The sequence below is a fragment of the Flavobacterium sp. ASW18X genome (assembly GCF_005144745.1).
Lineage (GTDB): Bacteria > Bacteroidota > Bacteroidia > Flavobacteriales > Flavobacteriaceae > Croceivirga.
The window spans coordinates 264,554-283,703 of sequence record NZ_SWKK01000003.1 but is presented as its reverse complement, the minus strand read 5'-3'; the positions used below and the strand labels follow the sequence as shown (position 1 = coordinate 283,703).

Annotated in this window: 17 protein-coding genes; 9 read left to right on the top strand and 8 right to left on the bottom strand. The window is 36.1% G+C overall.

Annotation, left to right across the window (positions count from 1 at the left end; all coding sequences use genetic code 11):
- Positions 1-14: 14 nt before the first annotated feature.
- From bamA to FBT53_RS02225, 5 genes are all read right to left on the bottom strand, one after another.
- Positions 15-2,645, bottom strand: coding sequence for an outer membrane protein assembly factor BamA (gene bamA, locus FBT53_RS02245; protein ID WP_136949540.1), 2,631 nt, complete (start codon positions 2,643-2,645; stop codon positions 15-17).
- On the bottom strand, positions 2,617-3,357 hold the full coding sequence (locus FBT53_RS02240) for an isoprenyl transferase (protein ID WP_136949539.1): 741 nt from the start codon (positions 3,355-3,357) through the stop codon (positions 2,617-2,619). Before FBT53_RS02240 ends, bamA begins: the two co-directional genes overlap by 29 nt.
- 4 nt (positions 3,358-3,361) lie before the next feature.
- Positions 3,362-4,048: a DUF6089 family protein gene (locus FBT53_RS02235; protein WP_136949538.1), complete on the bottom strand. Its 687-nt coding sequence runs from the start codon at positions 4,046-4,048 to the stop codon at positions 3,362-3,364.
- A 156-nt stretch (positions 4,049-4,204) separates the two neighbouring features.
- Positions 4,205-5,086 carry an NAD kinase gene (locus FBT53_RS02230; protein WP_136949537.1) on the bottom strand — a complete coding sequence of 294 codons (882 nt, stop codon included), beginning with the start codon at positions 5,084-5,086 and terminating at the stop codon, positions 4,205-4,207.
- 1 nt (position 5,087) lies between these two features.
- Positions 5,088-5,744, bottom strand: a complete 657-nt coding sequence (locus FBT53_RS02225) for a CBS domain-containing protein (RefSeq protein ID WP_136949536.1) — start codon at positions 5,742-5,744, stop codon at positions 5,088-5,090.
- A gap of 87 nt (positions 5,745-5,831) precedes the next feature.
- Here FBT53_RS02225 and FBT53_RS02220 point away from each other — a divergent pair, with 87 nt between their 5' ends.
- The 7 genes from FBT53_RS02220 to clpX all read left to right on the top strand — a co-directional run bounded on the left by FBT53_RS02220 (position 5,832) and on the right by clpX (position 12,894).
- Complete coding sequence (locus tag FBT53_RS02220) at positions 5,832-6,545, top strand: pyridoxine 5'-phosphate synthase (protein WP_136949535.1); 714 nt, start codon at positions 5,832-5,834, stop codon at positions 6,543-6,545.
- Complete coding sequence (locus FBT53_RS02215; RefSeq protein WP_136949534.1) at positions 6,545-7,315, top strand: alpha/beta fold hydrolase; 771 nt, start codon at positions 6,545-6,547, stop codon at positions 7,313-7,315. The genes FBT53_RS02220 and FBT53_RS02215 overlap by 1 nt, the downstream gene beginning before the upstream one ends.
- Positions 7,316-7,448: 133 nt before the next feature.
- Positions 7,449-8,972 carry an SGNH/GDSL hydrolase family protein gene (locus tag FBT53_RS02210; protein WP_136949533.1) on the top strand — a complete coding sequence of 508 codons (1,524 nt, stop codon included), beginning with the start codon at positions 7,449-7,451 and terminating at the stop codon, positions 8,970-8,972.
- A 66-nt stretch (positions 8,973-9,038) separates the two neighbouring features.
- A complete protein-coding gene (locus FBT53_RS02205; protein ID WP_136949532.1) occupies positions 9,039-9,389 on the top strand; it encodes a phage holin family protein in 351 nt (116 codons plus the stop codon).
- Between the two features lie 91 nt (positions 9,390-9,480).
- Positions 9,481-10,803 carry a trigger factor gene (tig, locus tag FBT53_RS02200; protein WP_136949531.1) on the top strand — a complete coding sequence of 441 codons (1,323 nt, stop codon included), beginning with the start codon at positions 9,481-9,483 and terminating at the stop codon, positions 10,801-10,803.
- Between the two features lie 86 nt (positions 10,804-10,889).
- Complete coding sequence (clpP, locus tag FBT53_RS02195) at positions 10,890-11,570, top strand: ATP-dependent Clp endopeptidase proteolytic subunit ClpP (RefSeq protein WP_136949641.1); 681 nt, start codon at positions 10,890-10,892, stop codon at positions 11,568-11,570.
- An 88-nt stretch (positions 11,571-11,658) separates the two neighbouring features.
- Positions 11,659-12,894 (top strand): ATP-dependent Clp protease ATP-binding subunit ClpX, encoded by a 1,236-nt coding sequence (clpX, locus tag FBT53_RS02190; protein WP_136949530.1) that lies wholly within the window; start codon positions 11,659-11,661, stop codon positions 12,892-12,894.
- A gap of 66 nt (positions 12,895-12,960) precedes the next feature.
- On the opposite strand, the gene FBT53_RS02185 is transcribed toward clpX, so the two are convergent.
- Together FBT53_RS02185 and FBT53_RS02180 are read right to left on the bottom strand one after the other, a co-directional pair.
- Positions 12,961-13,503 carry a hypothetical protein gene (locus FBT53_RS02185; protein ID WP_136949529.1) on the bottom strand — a complete coding sequence of 181 codons (543 nt, stop codon included), beginning with the start codon at positions 13,501-13,503 and terminating at the stop codon, positions 12,961-12,963.
- A 130-nt stretch (positions 13,504-13,633) separates the two neighbouring features.
- Positions 13,634-15,169 carry a GH3 auxin-responsive promoter family protein gene (locus tag FBT53_RS02180; RefSeq protein WP_136949528.1) on the bottom strand — a complete coding sequence of 512 codons (1,536 nt, stop codon included), beginning with the start codon at positions 15,167-15,169 and terminating at the stop codon, positions 13,634-13,636.
- A gap of 82 nt (positions 15,170-15,251) precedes the next feature.
- On the opposite strand from FBT53_RS02180, the gene FBT53_RS02175 reads away from it, so the two are divergent.
- Together FBT53_RS02175 and FBT53_RS02170 are read left to right on the top strand one after the other, a co-directional pair.
- The gene (locus FBT53_RS02175) at positions 15,252-16,046 is read left to right on the top strand and encodes a DUF2797 domain-containing protein (RefSeq protein ID WP_136949527.1); all 795 of its coding nucleotides are present in this window, start codon (positions 15,252-15,254) and stop codon (positions 16,044-16,046) included.
- A 7-nt stretch (positions 16,047-16,053) separates the two neighbouring features.
- Positions 16,054-16,398 (top strand): tRNA-binding protein, encoded by a 345-nt coding sequence (locus FBT53_RS02170; RefSeq protein ID WP_136949526.1) that lies wholly within the window; start codon positions 16,054-16,056, stop codon positions 16,396-16,398.
- A gap of 2 nt (positions 16,399-16,400) precedes the next feature.
- Here FBT53_RS02170 and FBT53_RS02165 read toward each other — a convergent pair whose 3' ends face one another.
- On the bottom strand, positions 16,401-19,124 hold the full coding sequence (locus FBT53_RS02165) for an AsmA-like C-terminal region-containing protein (protein ID WP_136949525.1): 2,724 nt from the start codon (positions 19,122-19,124) through the stop codon (positions 16,401-16,403).
- Between the last annotated feature and the right edge of the window lie 26 nt (positions 19,125-19,150).

Below are 19,150 nucleotides of genomic sequence, written 5' to 3'. Positions count from 1 at the left end.
TATTTCTATACTGATTAAAATTGCTGACCAATAATGAAGTGGGTTTGCCAACCACTTTTAACCCCTGGGTTGATGTTGTCATCGTCAAAACCATGTGCAAAATCAATCCCCAATAGTCCAAATGCCGGCATAAATATACGAAGCCCCACCCCAGCTGATCTCTTTAACTGAAACGGATTAAAGTCTTGAAAATTGTTGAAGGCATTACCTGCTTCTAAAAAAGATTGCACATAAATAGATGCTGATGGTTTAAGGGTTAACGGATAACGTAATTCTAAAGAATACTTATTATAGATAGTACCACCTTCTCTGTCTGATGTTCTACGAATTGGATTGAAAGAAGTGAACGCTAAGGAACTATTCTCATAACCTCTTAATTGTACCACATCTCTACCATCTAAAGTAAAGTTACCTAAACCATCACCCCCTACAAAGAAACGCTCAAAAGGTACATCTCCTATATCACTATTGTAATTACCCAAGAATCCAAACTCTGCATTGGTGCGTAATACTAATTTACCAACTAGGTTAGTGTACCAATCCCCTTTAAATTTTATTTTATAAAATTCAAGCCACTTAAAGCGTTCTTCTTCTATATTTTCTAATTCACTTATCTCTTGCGTTGTCAACTCTCGCTCTAAGGCTGTATCCGTAAGCTCGTCTGCTCTATCTCTTAACGCTTTAAAATCCTTACCACCTATCAATGAATACGGTGGAGTAAATTTAGCGGTAAGTTCAAAATTAGAACCCGTCATCGGGAAAATTCTACTAGGCCCTTGAGAACTTCTAGATAGACCGAAGGTGTAACTTACAGAGTTTGAAGTACCGTTACCAAAGTTAAATAAACCTGTATTGTAATTTTTAAAATCGTAATGCTGATATCCTAACGAATGGCTTACAGTAAAGAAATCATCTGGCCATTGTACACGTTTTGCCAAACCAGCAGAAACCCCGGTAATAGAGAATGTTCTATCCTTGTCTACCTCTATACGGCCTGTATTGCTAAAGTTTGCCAAGAATTGCTGTGTTCTAGAAAAGCTAAGATTAAAACGTACTGGCTTTCTACCATTTAACCATGGTTCTGCAAAGCTCAAACTATATACTCTAAATGTTCTACTACCTTGTAAACGTAAGGCAAAAGACTGTCCGTCTCCCATAGGCACTGGCTTGTACGCTTCTTTATTAAATAAGTTTTGAATAGAGAAGTTATTAAAGGACAAACCTAATGTTCCAATGAAACCACCGCCACCAAAACCACCTTGTAATTCTATTTGGCTAGACCCTGCCTCTACTAAATTATAGTTTATATCTACCGTACCGGCATTAGGATCTGGATTTTGAATGTCTGGCGCAATCTGTTCCGCATCGAAAAAACCAAGTTGCCCTAGTTCTCTTACCGTTCTAACAATATTGTCCTTACTATATTTTTGACCTGGTCGTGTACGTAGCTCTCTAAAGATGACATGGTCATTGGTTTTATCATTACCATTAACTGTTACCCTGTTTAAAAAAGTCTCTTTACCTTCTATAATTCTAATTTCGAAATCTATGGTATCGTTGACAGCAGAAATTTCTACAGGATTAATAGAAGAAAACAGATAACCATTGTTTTGATACAAATTGGTTAAGTCTTCACCATCTGGTTTTGAATCGTCTGCAATTCGTTTTTTAAGTAACACACCGTTATAAGTGTCTCCTTTCTTAATCCCCAATACTTGACCTAATATACGATCTGAATACACAGTGTTCCCAACAAAATCAATATCGCCAAAATAATATTTATTGCCCTCTTCTACATTAATCTTTAAAGCAATATTATTCTCATCTACCTTAACAAAAGTATCTGACAGTACACGAGCATCTCGGTAACCCCGTTCTGCATAGGTGTCTATTAAATTGGATAAATCTTCTTTGTAATCGTCTTCTATATATTTAGACTTTTTCCAGAAACGATAAAACTTTTTCTGCTTCGTCTTTTTTAATGCTTTCTTCAATCGCTTGTCAGACAATTGTTCATTGCCCTCAAATACAATTTTATTAATTTTTACTTTTTCGCCTTTTTTGATATTTACCACCATGTTTTCCGTGTTGGCTCCCACAGTGTCTTTAGCCGTAGCTATGGTAACTTTAGTGTTTAAATATCCTTGCTTTTTATATTTATTTTCTAGGTATCCTTTAGTGTTAGCAATTAAGCTTTCCGTAATTTTTTTACCTTTTTTAAGGTCTGTATCATTAACAATACCTTCTACCTTACGCTTTTTAATACCATAAAAAGTAACGTTAGACAAGGTTGGCCTTTCCTTTATACGCAATTGCAAGAAGACCTTATCATCTTCCACGTAGTGATAAAAAGCAATATCACTAAATAACTCCAAACTCCATAATTTCTTAATTACAGAACTCAACTCTTCTCCTGGCACTTTTATGGGTTGGCCTACGCGCAGCCCTGTATAAGTTTTAACCGTTTGCTCATTATAACTTTGCAGGCCCGTTACCTCTATACCCTCAAGAATATACTCTTTACTGTTCTCTAGGGTGGGCGCTTGCGCCAAAATGGCTTGAGCAAATAATAAAATAGGAATTAATACTGTGCTTAGTGATGGTACCTTAAGCAATTTAATTAAGTTGTTCGCTAGTTTTTCCAAATCTTCGTTCTCTATTTTGGTAATTTATTATCGCATTTACCAAATGCTCTTCATTAAAATCTGGCCAAAATACGTCAATAAAATATAATTCGGCATATGCAATCTGCCAAAGTAAGAAATTACTAATCCGATGCTCTCCACTTGTACGAATCATGAGGTCCACATCTGGCAGGTCATGCGTGTAAAGATGTGTATTTATGAGTTGCTCGTCAATATCATCCTCTGAAATTATATTATTTTTAACTTTGGATGCGATACATTTGACGGCATTATTTAGTTCTTCCCGAGCTCCATAGCTTAATGCCAAAGTCAGGGTAAGCCCAGTGTTTTTAGCGGTTAACTCAATAACATCTTGCAGCTCTTTCCTTGCTTTTTGAGGTAAAGCTTCTAAATTACCTATAGCATTGAGCTTTATATTGTTATCCTTAAAAGTTTTTAACTCTTTTCTAAGAGAACCAATTAAAATTTTCATGAGAGTTTGCACCTCTAGCTTTGGTCTTTTCCAGTTTTCTGTGGAAAAAGCATAGAGGGTAAGGCACTGTACATCTAGCTTGGCGCAGTGCTCCACTGTTTTGCGGACAGCATTCACTCCGTTCTCATGACCAAAAACACGTAATTTGCCCCGCTGTTTAGCCCAACGACCATTGCCATCCATAATAATGGCAATATGCTTGGGTAATTTATTTTTATCTATTTGGTCTAGGTTGTTCATTTAACTACTCAAAACAATCTTGGCATGGCTTTCTACCAAAGGTATAAGTTAATGTTAACCCTGAAAACACATACCAATCATCACTTAAAAAATTACCAAACTTAAATTCATCAAAATTTGAATTGTAAGGATTACTGGCATCCAAGTTGTCTGTGAAGGTGTATCGCGCCCCTATTTCTGCTCCAAGGATTAGAAATTGATTTAATCGCAATTTGGCTCCAACAGTCATTGGAACTGCGAAACTACCATCTTTTTGATTAATATCCTGAACTTGTTGCGCATCTATGTAGTTAAAATCGTATCTAAAGTAAGTTACACCTGTATATAAATAAGGTGTAAAGGCAGGCCCTAGCTTGTGTAAGTTATATTCTACAAAGTTAAATTCTATACCTGCAGAATATTCTGTAATGGCATTTTCAACCCTGTACCCTCGTTGCTCTCTGGAGGCCATATTGCTATTAGCATCATCCATTACCACTTTACCATGTATAATACTACCTCGATAGGCCCATCTTTTACGTTTGTTCCATTTAAAGATGCCACCAAAGGCTACACCAGAAGGCAATACGTAGTTAGTTCTACCTATATCTGTAATGGCATTAGCACCCCCCGCAAACAAACCAACCTCGTATGTTTGTGCATGGATACTCATAGCCATAACCATACCCATTAAGATGAAAATTCTTTTCATTTTCTTACCCTTATTACTTTTTAAATCGGGTTGCCGTTATTACCAAATTAATTTTTAATAAAACGGCTTGCAAATATAGCATTCTGTTTATGCTATATGTTTCTAAACCTCATACTGTTCCTTTTGTAAAACAGATTTAGCTATTTTTTATTGCCTCTAATTGCGCTTGTCTTCTCCCCAAAGCAATTTGTTGCGCAGTGTTTTAAGAAAACTTTCTGCCTTATACTCAATCATTTTAACCGTAAAATTTGCTTTACGAATAATGATTTCTGTACCGTTAGGAATAGTTGCGATTCTAGAGTCTAAAGATAGTAAGTGATTTTCTTCTCTACCACTTACCCGCAATCTGATAGAGGTATGATCTGCAATTACAAATGGCCGAGCGTTTAAATTATGGGGCGCAATAGGTGTTAGTACCAAGGATTTGGCAGAAGGTGCTATTACAGGACCGCCACAACTAAGACTGTAGCCTGTAGAACCTGTTGGCGTAGACACTATTAATCCATCTGCCCAATAAGATGTAAGATACTCCCCATCTAAAAACGTTTCTACAGTAATCATAGAAGTTGTATCCTTTCTACTTACTGTTATTTCATTTAAAGCAAAGTCTAAATCCCCAAAAGCATTGATATTAGAAGCGGAATCCAAGGCCACCAAACTACGCTCTTCTATGGTGTAGTTGCCTTCTAGAAACTCAGTTACTACCTTGGTCACCTCTTCTTTTTTAAAGGTAGACAAAAATCCTAACCTGCCCGTATTAACACCAACCACAGGTATACCTAAATCTTGTACATAAGTTACAGCTCGCAGCATGGTACCATCACCCCCAAAACTTACAAACATATCAAAAGTCTTATCTAAACCAGATTTCTGGTCAAATAATCCATGCTCATACACTACCAAAGCAGTTTGTAGTTTTTTGGCAAACTTTTTTTCTATGGAAAACTGTGCACCTATTTGCTTTAAAGCTTCTAATAAAGAAACCACATGAGGAATATCCTCTTCTAACAGCACTTGACCATAAATGGCTACCTTCATGCTAAACGTTTAAGTATTTGTCTAAATAATCTGACCTTTGTTTTAAATCTTCTAAAAACTGGTCATCATTATTACCAAATAAGATATTATAACTGTACCTTCTAAAGGTTTGGATTACTTCGTTAAGATTAGCATTTGCAATTTTCAATGTCACTTGTACCAAATCATTCTCACTTTCCGTAATAAAAGCTCCTAACAATTTACCGTTGTTAGTTTCCACTATTTGAGCTATTTCACTCATAGAGTAATCACGTATTCCTTTAGAAACCACCAGTATTCCTCCTGGCTCTGTAAAGAATGGTGTTCCTATAAACAAGTCAACAACATCATTTAAATCATAATACCCCACAAAGCGATGCGCATCATCCAAAACCGGCACCAAATTAGCTTCATTTCTAGAAAATACTTCTAGTACATCTAACCACAAGGTTTCTCTAGTTACTTGGAAAGTCTCTAATTGAAATCTAAAATCTTCAATGGTTTTACCCTCCTCAAAACAATCTTGGTCATTTTCCGAGAGCATTCCCAAATACACTCCATTATCCATAACTGCAATATGGGAGTACATGGTATCCTCAAAAAAAGTAATTACCTCATTCAAAGTATCTGTAATACCAAAAGTGGGTAAGGTGCTATTTAATTTATCTTGAATATGCATAACCTTGATTCTACAACAAAACTACAAATTTAAAGAGCGCAAAAGGCGTGCCCATTTTGTATTTTTGACACTAAAATTGATATGCTAATGACAAAACTAAGCGTGAACATAAACAAGTTGGCTACCCTACGTAATGCGAGAGGTGGCAATATGCCCAATTTAATAACAGCTGCACAAGACATAGAAGGCTTTGGAGCGCAAGGTATTACCATACATCCCAGACCAGATGAACGCCACATTAAATATCAAGACGCCATAGAATTAAAAGGTATTGTAAGCACAGAATACAATATAGAAGGTAATCCTGTGCAAAAATTTATAGACCTTGTACTACAAGTACAACCCACACAGGTTACGCTGGTACCAGACGCTGAGGACGCCATCACCTCTAATGCTGGTTGGGACACTATTAAACACAAAGATTTTTTAAGTGAAGTAATACAAACTTTTAAAGCAAAAGACATAAGAACCTCCATTTTTGTAGACCCAGACCCAAAAATGGTAGAGGGCGCTGTAGCAACAGGAACCGACCGTATTGAATTGTATACTGAAAGTTATGCTGTAGCCTACGCACAAGGCAATAAGAACGGAGTTAAGCCATTTATAGAAGCTGCTTTAAATGCACAAGAAGTTGGTTTGGGGTTAAACGCTGGGCACGACTTATCTTTAGACAACATAAAATTCTTTAAACAAGAAGTTCCAGGCTTGCTTGAGGTATCCATAGGCCATGCTCTTATATGCGAGTCCTTGTATTTGGGATTAGAAAATGTTATAAATATGTATTTAGAACGATTGAAATAATGGAGATACTACATTCTAATATCTTAGGCGAAGGAAAACCTCTACTTATTTTACATGGTTTCTTAGGCATGTCTGACAACTGGAAAACCTTAGGTAGCCAGTTTGCAGAAGAGGGTTTTCTAGTACATTTAATAGATCAACGCAATCACGGAAAAAGTTTTCATTCAGATGAGTTTCACTACCAAGCCCTAGCAGAAGATATTGAACGCTACATGAATCACCATAACATTAGCAGTGCTAGTCTAATTGGGCATTCCATGGGCGGCAAAACAGCCATGCAATTTGCCGTAACCCATCCAGAAAAGGTTGCGGAGTTAATTGTTGCAGATATTGCACCTAAATTTTACCCCCCACACCACCAGTACATCATCAACGGATTAAAAACTTTAAATTTTGATGAGCTAAAAAGCAGAAAAGAAGCAGACAATGCGTTGGCAGAAAGTTTAAAAGACTGGGGCATTAGACAGTTTTTACTTAAGAATTTATACTGGGTAGAAAAAGGCAAGTTAGGTTTTAGATTCAATTTTAAAGTGTTACAAGACCGTATGGAAGAAATTGGAGAAAACATTAATTCCACGGATAGTTTTGATGGTGCCTCCCTATTTTTAAGAGGAAGTAAGTCTGAATACATTTTACCTAACGACTATGCCGTTATCAAAACACACTTCCCTAAGGCTACTATTAAAACAGTAGATAATGCAGGACATTGGTTACATGCAGAAAACCCAAAAGACTTCTTTAATTACGCAATTGAATTTCTAAATCGTTAAATATTCATAGTTTTTATTATGCATGCATAATTTTTTTACCTAAAAAATTGCGGGTGCAATAAATTTCATATAGATTTGAGTTATTGCTTTTTTAACATAAAATTCAACTTAAACTAACTCAAATTTTGAACATATGAAGAAGTTTTTCGCCCTTTTACCAGTAATGGGGCTACTTTTTATTTCGTGTGAGGAGGACGATGTTACGACAGAAACAACAACCCCCGAACCAGAACCCGTTAATTACACTAGTGGTTCTGCAGATTTTTCTACTTACGTTGCCGTAGGCAACTCATTAACCGCAGGTTTTTCTGACGGAGCTTTATTTAGAATGGGACAAGAGGCTTCCATGCCTAACATGTTAGCTACACAATTTTCTTTAGCAGGCGGTGGCGAGTTTTCTATTCCTTTTATGAATGATGATTTAGGAGGAATGACTTTAGCTGGAAATCCTATTGCCAGCAATAGACTTATTCTATCCTTTGCCAGTTTGAGCCCAGATGACCCCAAATCAAGACCTTCACCAGTACCTGTATCTGGACAAGGAACTACCGAAATCACAAATACACTTCCTGGACCATTCAATAATATGGGCGTTCCAGGCGCTAAAAGTTTTCATTTATTAGCAGAAGGTTATGGTAACCCTCAAGGTGTTGCTCTAGGGTTGGCCAACCCTTATTTTGCACGTTTCGCATCTGAACCAAATGCTACCATTTTAGGTGATGCAGCAGCACAACAACCTACCTTTTTCTCTTTATGGATTGGCAACAATGACGTACTTAGCTACGTAGCAGCTGGTGGGGATGGACAAAACCAATTGGGTAATTTAGACCCATCTACCTATGGCTCCAACGACATTACAGACCCAAGAGTTCTAGGCAGTGTGCTACAAGGCATATTAGGTACCATGACTGCAAATGGCGCCAAGGGTGTAATTGCCAACATCCCGGATGTAACCACAATCCCTTATTTAACAACAGTACCACACAACCCGGTTCCTTTAGATGAAGCAACTGCCGCTTTGCTAAATGGTGCTTACGCACAATACAATGGCGGATTAGCCCAATTGCAACAAGCTGGGTTAATTTCTGCAGAAGAATTGGCTCAAAGAACTATCTCTTTTGCTGCAGGCGAAGGTAACGCCGTTGTGATTCTTGATGAAAATTTGACTGATTTAACAAGTTTTAATCCAGCTTTGGTAAATATGAGACAAGCCACTGAAGAAGATTTGGTAGTATTACCTGCAAGCTCCTTTATTGGTTCTCTTGCAGACCCCAACAACCCTACTTCTATTAATGGCGTGGCTATTCCATTAGCAGACAAGTGGGTGCTTACCCCAGAAGAGCAAGAAGAGGCTAATACCGCAATGATGGCTTTTAATGATGTTATTAAGACAATTGCAGAGCAATTTGATATTGCCTTTGTAGATGCCAACGCTTTATTAACCACCTTAAGAACTACAGGAATTACTTTAAAAGACGGTAGTAAAGTAACTGCAGATTTTGGTACAGGTGGTGGATTTTCTTTAGACGGCGTGCACCCTTCTCCAAGAGGTTATGCCATACTAGCTAACGAATTTATTCGTGTAATAAATGAAAAATACGGATCTAATTTACCTGCTGTTAATCCTTTAGATTACACAGGTCTTTATATCAACTAATCCAACTTAATTTAGTACATTAAAGCATCGCAATAGCGATGCTTTTTTTATATAAATACTTTTATCATGAGAACAATTCTTCGTATTCTTCTTACTGCAGTAGCGGTATTCATACTAGCACACGTACTACCAGGCGTAGAAGTAGTAAGTTATTTAACTGCCGTTATAGTAGCCATAGTACTTGGCCTGCTTAACTTTTTAGTGAAGCCTATACTGGTAATTTTAACCTTACCCATAACTATAGTAACCCTTGGGTTGTTTTTACTAATCATTAATGCACTTATTATCTTAATAGCAGATTATTTTATAGATGGCTTTAGTGTAAGTAGCATATGGATGGCACTACTTTTTAGCTTGCTTTTATCCTTGTTGCAATCCTTCCTATTTTCCATATTAAAAGAAGACCAGAAAAAATAATCTTGTTACCTGATTTGCAATTCCTTAAAAACTTGTTGAACCAAACAAAATGTACTACTTTTGCCAGCCATCTATAAAATAGAATAGCTAAATGAATATTTCAAAAGAGCAGATAGACAATTTAAATGCTGTAGTAAAGGTTGCGATCACCAAAGAAGACTATGAAGATAAGGTGAACGAAATTTTAAAGAATTATAGAAAACAAGCTAATATACCGGGTTTTAGAAAAGGTCAAGTTCCTATGGGTTTGATCAAAAAACAATACGGAAAAGCGGTGTTGGTAGATGAAGTAAACAAGTTGCTACAAGACAATTTGAATAAATTTTTAACTGAAGAAAAATTAGATGTTTTAGGTAACCCATTACCAAAACAACAAGAGGATTTTAACTGGGATAATGAGAGTTTTGATTTTGAGTTCGAATTAGGTCTTGCGCCTGATTTTGATGTCAACTTAAAAACAAAAAAGGCCATAACGCAATACAAAATAGTTGCTGATCAAAAAATGATAGATGAGCAAGTAGAGCGTATCCAAAAACAATACGGTAAAATTGTATCTAAAGAGGAAGCATCTAAAACAGATGAAGTAACAGGTACATTTACCAACGAAGAAAAAGAAATTAGCAAGACTACCACGGTAGAAATAGATAAATTAAAGAGTAAAAAAGCCAAAGATGCCTTTGTAGGTAAAAAAGTTGGTGATGTTGTTACTTTAAACACTAAAGGTCTATTTGAGGAGGATTACATGTTAGCTTCTGCAACAGGTCTTTCTAATGAAGAGGTTAAAGATTTGAAAATTGATTTAACTTTTACCATAGAAGAAATTAACGAGAGAGAACCTGCAGAATTAAACCAAGAACTGTTCGATAAACTTTTTGGAGAAAATAATGTTACTTCAGAAGAAGAAATGAAGAACAAAATCAAAGAAGATTCTGAGAAACAATTTGCCCAGCAGGCAGACCAAAAGTTACTAAATGATGTAACTGAGAAGCTTATAGAAGAAACTAAGTTTGAACTACCTACAGAATTCTTAAAAAAATGGATTCAGCTAAGTGGTGAAAAAGAGATTTCTGCGGAAGAAGCTGCCAAAGAATATGAAAAATCTGAGCAAGGTTTGCGTTATCAATTGATAGAAGGTAAACTTATCAAAGATAATGACCTGCAAGTACAGTTTGATGAGCTTAAAGAATTTGCTAAAGGCTTTATCAAATCTCAGATGGCACAATACGGTCACTTAGACCCACAAGAAGAAGAATTAGAGAATATTGCAACTAGAGTGTTGGGCAACCAAGACGAAGTTAAAAGGCTTTCCGAGCAGTTAATGAGCCAAAAACTGTTAGATCTTTACAAAGAAAAAGCTAATCTTAAAGAGAAAGAGATAAGCTACGAGAAGTTTGTAAAAGAGGTTTACGGATAGCGATTTAAATAATTGTATCTTTACGGTTCTGGAATTTTATATTTCAGAACCTTTTTTTGTTTAAAAAAATAAGCGATTTACTTCCTATGGATTACGGAAAAGAATTTGAAAAATACGCTACTAAGCACCACGGGGTCAACAGCATGTATTATGATAAAATCATGAGCAGCATGTACCCAGTAAACCTTACCCCAAATATTATTGAGGAAAGACAATTAAACATTGCTGTTTTTGATGTGTTTTCTAGATTGATGATGGACCGCATCATCTTTTTAGGAACTGGTATCAACGACCAAGTTGCAAACATTGTACAGGCGCAATTGTTATTCTTAGAAAGCACAGACGCATCTAAGGATATTTCTATCTACATTAACTCTCCAGGTGGTGGCGTTTACGCTGGTCTTGGCATCTATGATACCATGCAATTTATTAAACCAAACGTAGCCACAATATGTACAGGTATAGCCGCCTCCATGGGCGCTGTACTGCTTTGCGCAGGAGAAAACGGTAAAAGAAGTGCACTTCCACACTCAAGAATTATGATTCACCAACCACTTTCTGGAGCACAAGGACAAGCAAGTGATATTGAAATTGCAGCAAAAGAAGTGTTAAAAATTAAAGACGAATTATATCAAATCATTGCCAACCATTCTGGCCAAACCTTTGATAAGGTGTTTGAAGATAGTGATAGAGATTACTGGATGAAAGCAGACCAAGCCAAGGAATACGGAATGATTGACGAAATCTTAGTAAGGGAAAAGGCCTAACACCGACAACCATTAATAGGGATTTCATCGAAAAGTAAAAATTTTACTACGGTTTTCCCGTTAAACTATATTCAAGCATTTAATAAAAATGGCGAAGGAGAATTTAGAATGTTCATTTTGTGGTAGAAAAAAGCCAGAAACCAATCTTTTAATTGCAGGCTTAGACGCACACATCTGTGACCGTTGTATAGAGCAAGCTCATAGTATAGTAGCAGAAGAATCTAAGCAAGCAAAAAGCAATGATTTATCTGCAGAATTAGTGCTAAAAAAACCGCTAGAAATAAAAGAGTTTTTAGATACTTTTATTATAGGTCAAGAACGCACCAAAAAGGTAATGTCTGTAGCGGTTTACAATCACTATAAAAGATTATTGCAACCTAAAAGTACAGACGACGGAGTAGAGATACAAAAGAGTAACATTGTTATGGTTGGCCAAACAGGTACAGGTAAAACCCTAATGGCTAAAACTATTGCTAAAATGCTGAATGTACCTCTAGCCATTGTAGACGCTACTGTTTTAACAGAAGCTGGTTATGTTGGGGAAGATGTAGAAAGTATTTTAACACGTTTACTACAAGCTGCTGACTATAATTTAGAAAAAGCAGAACGTGGTATAGTTTTTATAGATGAGATTGATAAAATTGCTCGTAAGAGCGACAATCCTTCTATTACTAGAGACGTATCTGGAGAAGGCGTACAACAAGGGCTATTAAAATTGTTGGAAGGCACAGTTGTAAACGTACCACCAAAAGGAGGACGTAAACATCCTGATCAGAAATTTATAGAAGTAAACACAGAGAACATCTTGTTTATAGCTGGGGGTGCTTTTGATGGTATAGAACGGATAATTACCAAGCGCTTAAACATGCAAGCAGTTGGCTATAGTGCTTCTAAAGCAGAAGATAACTTAGATAGCGAAAACATTTTACAGTACATTATCCCCAAAGATTTAAAGGATTTTGGTTTAATTCCCGAAATTATTGGGCGTTTACCGGTATTGACACATATGAACCCGCTAGATAAGAAAACCCTAAGAGCTATACTTACAGAGCCTAAAAATGCCATCATTAAACAATATGAAAAATTGTTTGCCATGGATGACATAGAGTTCGAAATAACAGAACAAGCTTTAAGCTATATTGTAGATAAAGCTATAGAATATAAATTAGGTGCTAGAGGACTTCGTTCTTTGTGCGAAGCAATATTTACAGATGCCATGTTTAACTTACCAAGTAGCGAGGATAAAACCTTAAAGGTATCTAAAGCATATGCAGAAGAAAAGCTTTCTTATGAAACCATAAAAAAACTCAAAGCAGTATCCTAAGCATCTATGACAAAACTAAAAAAGCGGCTATTAAGCCGCTTTTTTTATTTCCATGTACATAAAGCCCTATACTGCTTTTTGGGTTACTTTATTTAATAAATCCATACAGATATCACCGATAAACTTTTCATCAGAATACAACTCGTGACCAAAATTCTCTACAATTTGTAATTCCAAACCAATTTCTTTAGCCCATTGTGCATTTGGTTTATACGTATCATTTTCGCCATAAATTAATTGCACATCCTTACACTTTGGCTTTTCGGTTTCAAAACGTAAACGAGTTGCAGAAATTGCTGTAAGCGATTTCATAGGCATACCCTGCAAAGCCGCCTTCCATGCTATAGTACCACCTGCACTAAAAGCTAAAATATGGCAAGGCTCCGTCACTTTACTTGCCAAATGCGCTATTGCCGTATCTAATCCGCCATTTACAAAAGCTTTGTGAATATTTTCACCAGTTAATACCGGAATTTCTATGTTGCCTAATTGCTGAATATCATAAAATTCAATGTCATAATACTGTTGTAAGTAGCCAAAATAAGAGGTTATCCACAACCCTTTTTTGACTCCCCACATGTCTGATAATACAATAAGTTTTTCTGCCATAGTAACGGGTAGTTTTTTGTTTAGTCTGTTTAAAGTTGGTATCTAAACGAGAATACCACCAATATATTGGCTATAGTTTAGATTTTATTCGATAAACCGAGCACAAACAACGAAAACGTTGTAGTAATTGTTATTCTTTTATCACCGCAGTAATAACGTTTAATTGTAAAAGTTCTTCCAGATACTCCCTACTATTAGACAAACGCGGAATTTTATGTTGCCCACCTAATTTATTTTTGCTTTTTAGCCAATCGTAAAACAAATTAGCTCTAGCCATATGTACCTTGGGCGGATTTAAGGTCATGTTATTGTATCGTTTTGCTTCGTAATCAGAATTCAAAGCTTTTAACGCATTATCTAATAGTTCTACAAAGTAATCTAGTTGTTCTGGAGGTTTTCTGAATTCTATAACCCACTCATGAGCACCTTTTTCTTTATCCTTCATAAACACAGGAGCGGCAGTATAGTCTTTAATTTGCGCCCCTGTTTTTTCGCATACACTTTTTAGCGCTTCTTCTGTATTCTCAATAATGAGCTCTTCCCCAAAGACATTAATATGATGCTTAGTACGCCCTGTAATTTTAATACGATACGGCGCAGTACTGGTAAACCTAACCGTGTCTCCTATTTTATAACGCCAAAGGCCAGCATTGGTAGTGATTACAACAGCATAATTGACTCCTATTTTCACTTCCCACAACGGTATGGCACATGGTTCTAATTGGCCATTTTGATGTATAGGAATAAACTCATAGAAAATACCATAATCTAACATCAACAACAACTCATGAGAGTTGTTCCTATCTTGTATTCCAAAAAAACCTTCTGATGCGTTATAGGTTTCGTAATAATTAAAACGGGATCTGGGCAGCAGCTTTTTATACTGTTCCCGGTAAGGTGCAAAACTAACCCCTCCATGAAAATACACCTCTAGATTCTCCCAAATTTCGAATAAGTGCGTTTTACCAGTTCGTTCCAATACATTATTCAATAACACCAACATCCAAGAGGGGACACCAGCCAAACTGGTTACATTCTCTTTTATACTCTCCTCAATAATAGCGGTCATCTTATGCTCCCACTCGCTCATTAAAGAAACTTTGTTACTTGGCGTGCTACTATATTCTGCCCATAAAGGCATATTATCTATTAAAATTGCAGATAAATCTCCAAAAAAGCTTCCGTTATCCTCATACAACTCTTTGCTACCACCTAACCGTAAGCTTTTACCCGTAAATAATTGAGAATTTTCATTGTTATTTAAGTACAAGCACAGCAAATCTTTACTAGACTTGTAGTGGCAATTCTCTAAGGCCTCTGTACTTACAGGAATAAATTTACTCTTTGCATTCGTAGTTCCACTGCTTTTTGCAAACCATTTTATGCTGGTTGGCCAAAATACATTCTGCTCTCCTCTCCTTGTACGTTCTATCATACCAGCTACTTCCTCATAATCTACAATTGGTACTCGTGCTACAAAGTCTTCATAGGTTTTAATGCTATCAAATCCATGCATCTTGCCAAATTCTGTACCTTTAGCAAAGGTGATTAAATACCTCAACACTTCTTGTTGAACATCAATAGGATATTTTAAAAACAATTCTATCTGATGGTATCTTTTTTTGAGCAGCCAAGAGGCTATGGAATTGAATAATGGTATTGGCATTTTCGGTATCTTTAACCCTTCTTTTATGGGTTATCAGCTAAAATAACCTTTATTTCAAATTTGTTCAAATAAATACCGATACATGATTTACGAAGGCGTATTACGCAAGATGAAGACCGAATATAAATCGCCCATCCAATATTTTTTAGTGATGGAAAACGATTTTATCCACATGAATCAAGTACTCGATAAACATTTAAAGATAAGCTTTATAAAATACCAGTGTCTTAATTGCGGTTTAGACAAACCTATTTACCGCCAAGGTTTTTGCCGCAGTTGTTTTTTTGAAGTACCCCAAGCGGCAGATTGGATTATGAAACCCGAATTAAGTAAAGCCCATTTAAACCAAGAGGAGCGCGATTTGGACTATGAAAAACGAATGCAATTACAACCACATATTGTGTATTTAGCAAACAGCAGTAATGTAAAGGTTGGTGTTACGCGTAAAAGTCAGGTTCCCACCCGTTGGATTGACCAAGGTGCTCATGAGGCTATTGCAATTGTAGAAACTCCCAATCGTTATTTGGCGGGTATTACAGAAGTAGCACTTAAAGCATATGTGAGCGATAAGACCAGCTGGCAAAAGATGCTTAAAAACGACATTGAGGATGTAGATTTAGTGGCTTGGCGCGAAAAACTAAAAAATTACATACCAGAAGAAGCACAAGCCTATTACATAGCTACGAATAAAGAGACAGAACTAGAATTTCCAGTATTAACTTACCCTGAGAAAGTAAAAAGTCTTAATCTCATAAAAACTCCTACTTACACTGGCAAATTAAAAGGTATTAAAGGGCAGTATCTAATTTTTGAAGACCAAACTGTTTTTAACATAAGAAGTAACGAAGGCCTTTATGTAGGCATAGATATAAATTAGAAATACGATGACAGACCATACCTTAACCTGGGAAGAATTTTCTAAAGTCGATATGCGTGTTGGCACCATTGTACAGGCCGAAATTTTTAAAGAGGCAAGAAATCCTGCCTACAAAATGATTATAGATTTTGGGGAAGAAATAGGTACACGCAAAACTTCTGCACAAATAACCGATTTGTACCAACCTGAAAATTTAATTGGACAACAAGTAATTGCCGTAATCAATTTTCCTCCAAAACAAATTGCAACTATTATGAGTGAATGTTTAGTAATGGGGGCCGTAGGCAATAACAAAGAAGTTACCTTATTAGCACCACAGCAACATGTAGCTAATGGAACTAAAATAGGATAGCACTAATTAGTGCTATCCTTTTTCTTTTTACCTAATAAGCCGCCAAGAATACTCTTAGCAGCATCCTTAACTTTATCTTCTTTAACTATTGTATCTTTTTTAACAGTTGTAGTATCCGTCTTCTTTTTGTTATTTAAAAGACCACCGAGGGCATCTTTAACGGCATTACCTGTACTTGCTTTAGTAGTATCTACTTGGGCAGAGTCTGCTGTCTGATTTTTATTTAATAAGTCTCCAAGCAAATTCTTTGCTTTGTCTTTACCTTGGTTTAGAAGTTTTTGTTTTTGTATCTCTACTAGTTGCGCTGTAAGTTGTTTTACTCCAGAAGTTAAATCTGTGTTCACAGATGGGCTAGTATAGTTACCACCAATAGTAGCTTTTACAGGTATAGTTAAGCCTTCTAAGCTTTTATCATCTATTTTGGCAATTAAATTATTTACATCGGACCCTAAATATTTGGCAGGCACATTTAATGTAGCATTGTATGCCAATTGCTTATCAAAAGAATGACTACCCACAACGTTTACAGCTATTTCATCATTTATCTTAATATCAAAAGGCGTCACACTAACGGTACCATTTTCAAAAGACAATTTTGTTTTAAGCCCTTTTAAATCTAGTTTATCTAAATTAATAAAGCTCAACTTGTTACTAAGTGCTGTTAGCAATGGAGCACGCTCTGCATTAATATCAGTAGACAATAACTGCGCCAACATATCGCCAGACAAGGTAGCTAAATTAAGAGTCATATCATCTTTTAAATTACCACTTAATTTAATGTCTGTATTCAACGTTCCCTGTAAAGCATTCGCAACTGGAGCCAACACCTTAAACATATCTAACATTTTAAAGGACTCCCCTATCTGTATCTGGTTCATATCTAGGGCCATTTCAAACGTAGAGATTGCACCTTTTGTAGACACATTTCCGTTTAGCCCCACCTTACCATCAAACAAAGACGAGGTTAAGTTTTGCAGTGTAGCAGTTTCGTCTTTAATAAGCAATCTGCCAGACACATCTTTCAATTTAATATCATCATACAACACATTTGCAGCAGTAGCATCTATTGTACAGTCTAAAAACGATGGGATTTTTACACGTTCCGTAGTTTCAGCAGGTATATCCTTAGCGGAATCATCTGTAGTCACCGCTTCCTCTACCATAAAATCATTTACCGCAAAATTGTTAGAACTTAGTTTAAAATTACCCTCTATATTTTCATCATTAAAAAGATAACCTAACAAATTATTTATAGCACCTGTAGCATTAAAATCTGTACTCCCTGTTTTTCCCTTAAACGAATTTAGAGTGACCGTTGTGGGATTAAAAGTCATTTCTGCACGCTCTATATTTACCGGATTCTTTAACTCAGGAGAAGCATAATTAAATCCCGTTAGGCTTGCTGTACCATTAGTTTTAGTATTGGCATATTTTTTTTGCTCTAAAGAAGCCATGTCAAATGCTGTGGTAACGTCCGCATTTAACATACCAGATAATCCGTAATCTACTGGCAACGGATACGCCTTAGAAAGGTTAGCCAAATTCATTTTACCATCCATATGCGCATTTACTCTGGTATTGCCTAGCAAATCTCTAATCTTAGCATTTACATTAAATACATCTTGATCTATTTTAAAACTAAGCCTATCTAAATTAACATAGGTGTCTTCTGTAATACCAGTTTCATTATTAATCTTAGTATCTATAAATACATTAGTTACCGCTTTTGGCAAATCTGGATATTTAAAAGAGGCGTTATCCGACTTTAGGTCGATATTAAATTTTGGAATATGGGTATCATCTACAATGCCGTAAAACCTACCAGAAACCTCAAAAGTTCCCGTAGTTTTTACATTTTCTATATTCTTAGAATATGCTTCCGGTATCACTGCTAAAAAATTCTTGAAGTCTGATGATGGCGTTTTAAACGAAATATCTATTTCTTGGTTAGCTTCATTTACTTGCACAAAACCATCAAAAACCAATGGCAATTGGTTTACCAAGGCTTTGTTATCTAAAAAGGTATATCTACTATTTTCCAAGTCCATTGCTAACAAGGCATCTAGAGCTACCTTGTTTTTATTTAAATACTTGGTACTATCCATTTCAAAAGAAACCAAAGCATCTGTATGGGTATCTAACTCGGATTTAGCCAAAGAAAAATCACCCGTTCCTTTATGATTCATTTCATTAATAACCATATGCATTCCGGTGGCAAAATCGTCATAAATTATATCGGAATTAGAAATAGCATACTCTTGCAAGTCAAAGCTGAACTCATTATTAGCACCGGATTCCTCCTCCGCAGTCCCAGGCTCTTCTGGTAGCGCAACATCGTAATTTGCATTCCCTTCTTTATCAACTTTAATATGGAGTCTTGCTCCGTCTATCAAGATACTTTTTATGCCTATTGGTTCTCCAGCTCCTTTAAACAATTCTTTTATAGACATGTTTAAGGCTAAGCTTTCTGAGGCAAAAAGGGTGTCCCCCTCAAATGGCGCTTTATTAACAAGAGAAATACCTTTAAGGTTAACGTGTGCATTTGGAAAGCTCTTGATTAGGCTTAGATTAGCCTCTTCAAAATCTAAGGTAGCATTCATGTTTTGGTTCACCTTATTCTTGATGATGGTTGCTATTTTCCCCTCAAGAAAAAAAGGCAATGCTATGGCCAAGCCAATAATCACCAATAAAAAAATCCCTACTATTTTAAGCAGTTTTTTCTTCATAATACAAGTTTTTATCAAAATAAGCG

Bases quoted from the DNA above. Each gene is read 5' to 3' on its own strand.
- clpX (WP_136949530.1), top strand. From the start codon at position 11,659: ATGGCGAAGGAGAATTTAGAATGTTCATTTTGTGGTAGAAAAAAGCCA.
- FBT53_RS02180 (WP_136949528.1), bottom strand. From the start codon at position 15,169: ATGCCAATACCATTATTCAATTCCATAGCCTCTTGGCTGCTCAAAAAA.
- clpP (WP_136949641.1), top strand. From the start codon at position 10,890: ATGGATTACGGAAAAGAATTTGAAAAATACGCTACTAAGCACCACGGG.
- tig (WP_136949531.1), top strand. From the start codon at position 9,481: ATGAATATTTCAAAAGAGCAGATAGACAATTTAAATGCTGTAGTAAAG.
- FBT53_RS02170 (WP_136949526.1), top strand. From the start codon at position 16,054: ATGACAGACCATACCTTAACCTGGGAAGAATTTTCTAAAGTCGATATG.
- FBT53_RS02175 (WP_136949527.1), top strand. From the start codon at position 15,252: ATGATTTACGAAGGCGTATTACGCAAGATGAAGACCGAATATAAATCG.
- FBT53_RS02205 (WP_136949532.1), top strand. From the start codon at position 9,039: ATGAGAACAATTCTTCGTATTCTTCTTACTGCAGTAGCGGTATTCATA.
- FBT53_RS02165 (WP_136949525.1), bottom strand. From the start codon at position 19,124: ATGAAGAAAAAACTGCTTAAAATAGTAGGGATTTTTTTATTGGTGATT.
- FBT53_RS02235 (WP_136949538.1), bottom strand. From the start codon at position 4,048: ATGAAAAGAATTTTCATCTTAATGGGTATGGTTATGGCTATGAGTATC.
- FBT53_RS02225 (WP_136949536.1), bottom strand. From the start codon at position 5,744: ATGCATATTCAAGATAAATTAAATAGCACCTTACCCACTTTTGGTATT.
- FBT53_RS02215 (WP_136949534.1), top strand. From the start codon at position 6,545: ATGGAGATACTACATTCTAATATCTTAGGCGAAGGAAAACCTCTACTT.
- FBT53_RS02240 (WP_136949539.1), bottom strand. From the start codon at position 3,357: ATGAACAACCTAGACCAAATAGATAAAAATAAATTACCCAAGCATATT.
- FBT53_RS02220 (WP_136949535.1), top strand. From the start codon at position 5,832: ATGACAAAACTAAGCGTGAACATAAACAAGTTGGCTACCCTACGTAAT.
- FBT53_RS02210 (WP_136949533.1), top strand. From the start codon at position 7,449: ATGAAGAAGTTTTTCGCCCTTTTACCAGTAATGGGGCTACTTTTTATT.
- FBT53_RS02185 (WP_136949529.1), bottom strand. From the start codon at position 13,503: ATGGCAGAAAAACTTATTGTATTATCAGACATGTGGGGAGTCAAAAAA.
- FBT53_RS02230 (WP_136949537.1), bottom strand. From the start codon at position 5,086: ATGAAGGTAGCCATTTATGGTCAAGTGCTGTTAGAAGAGGATATTCCT.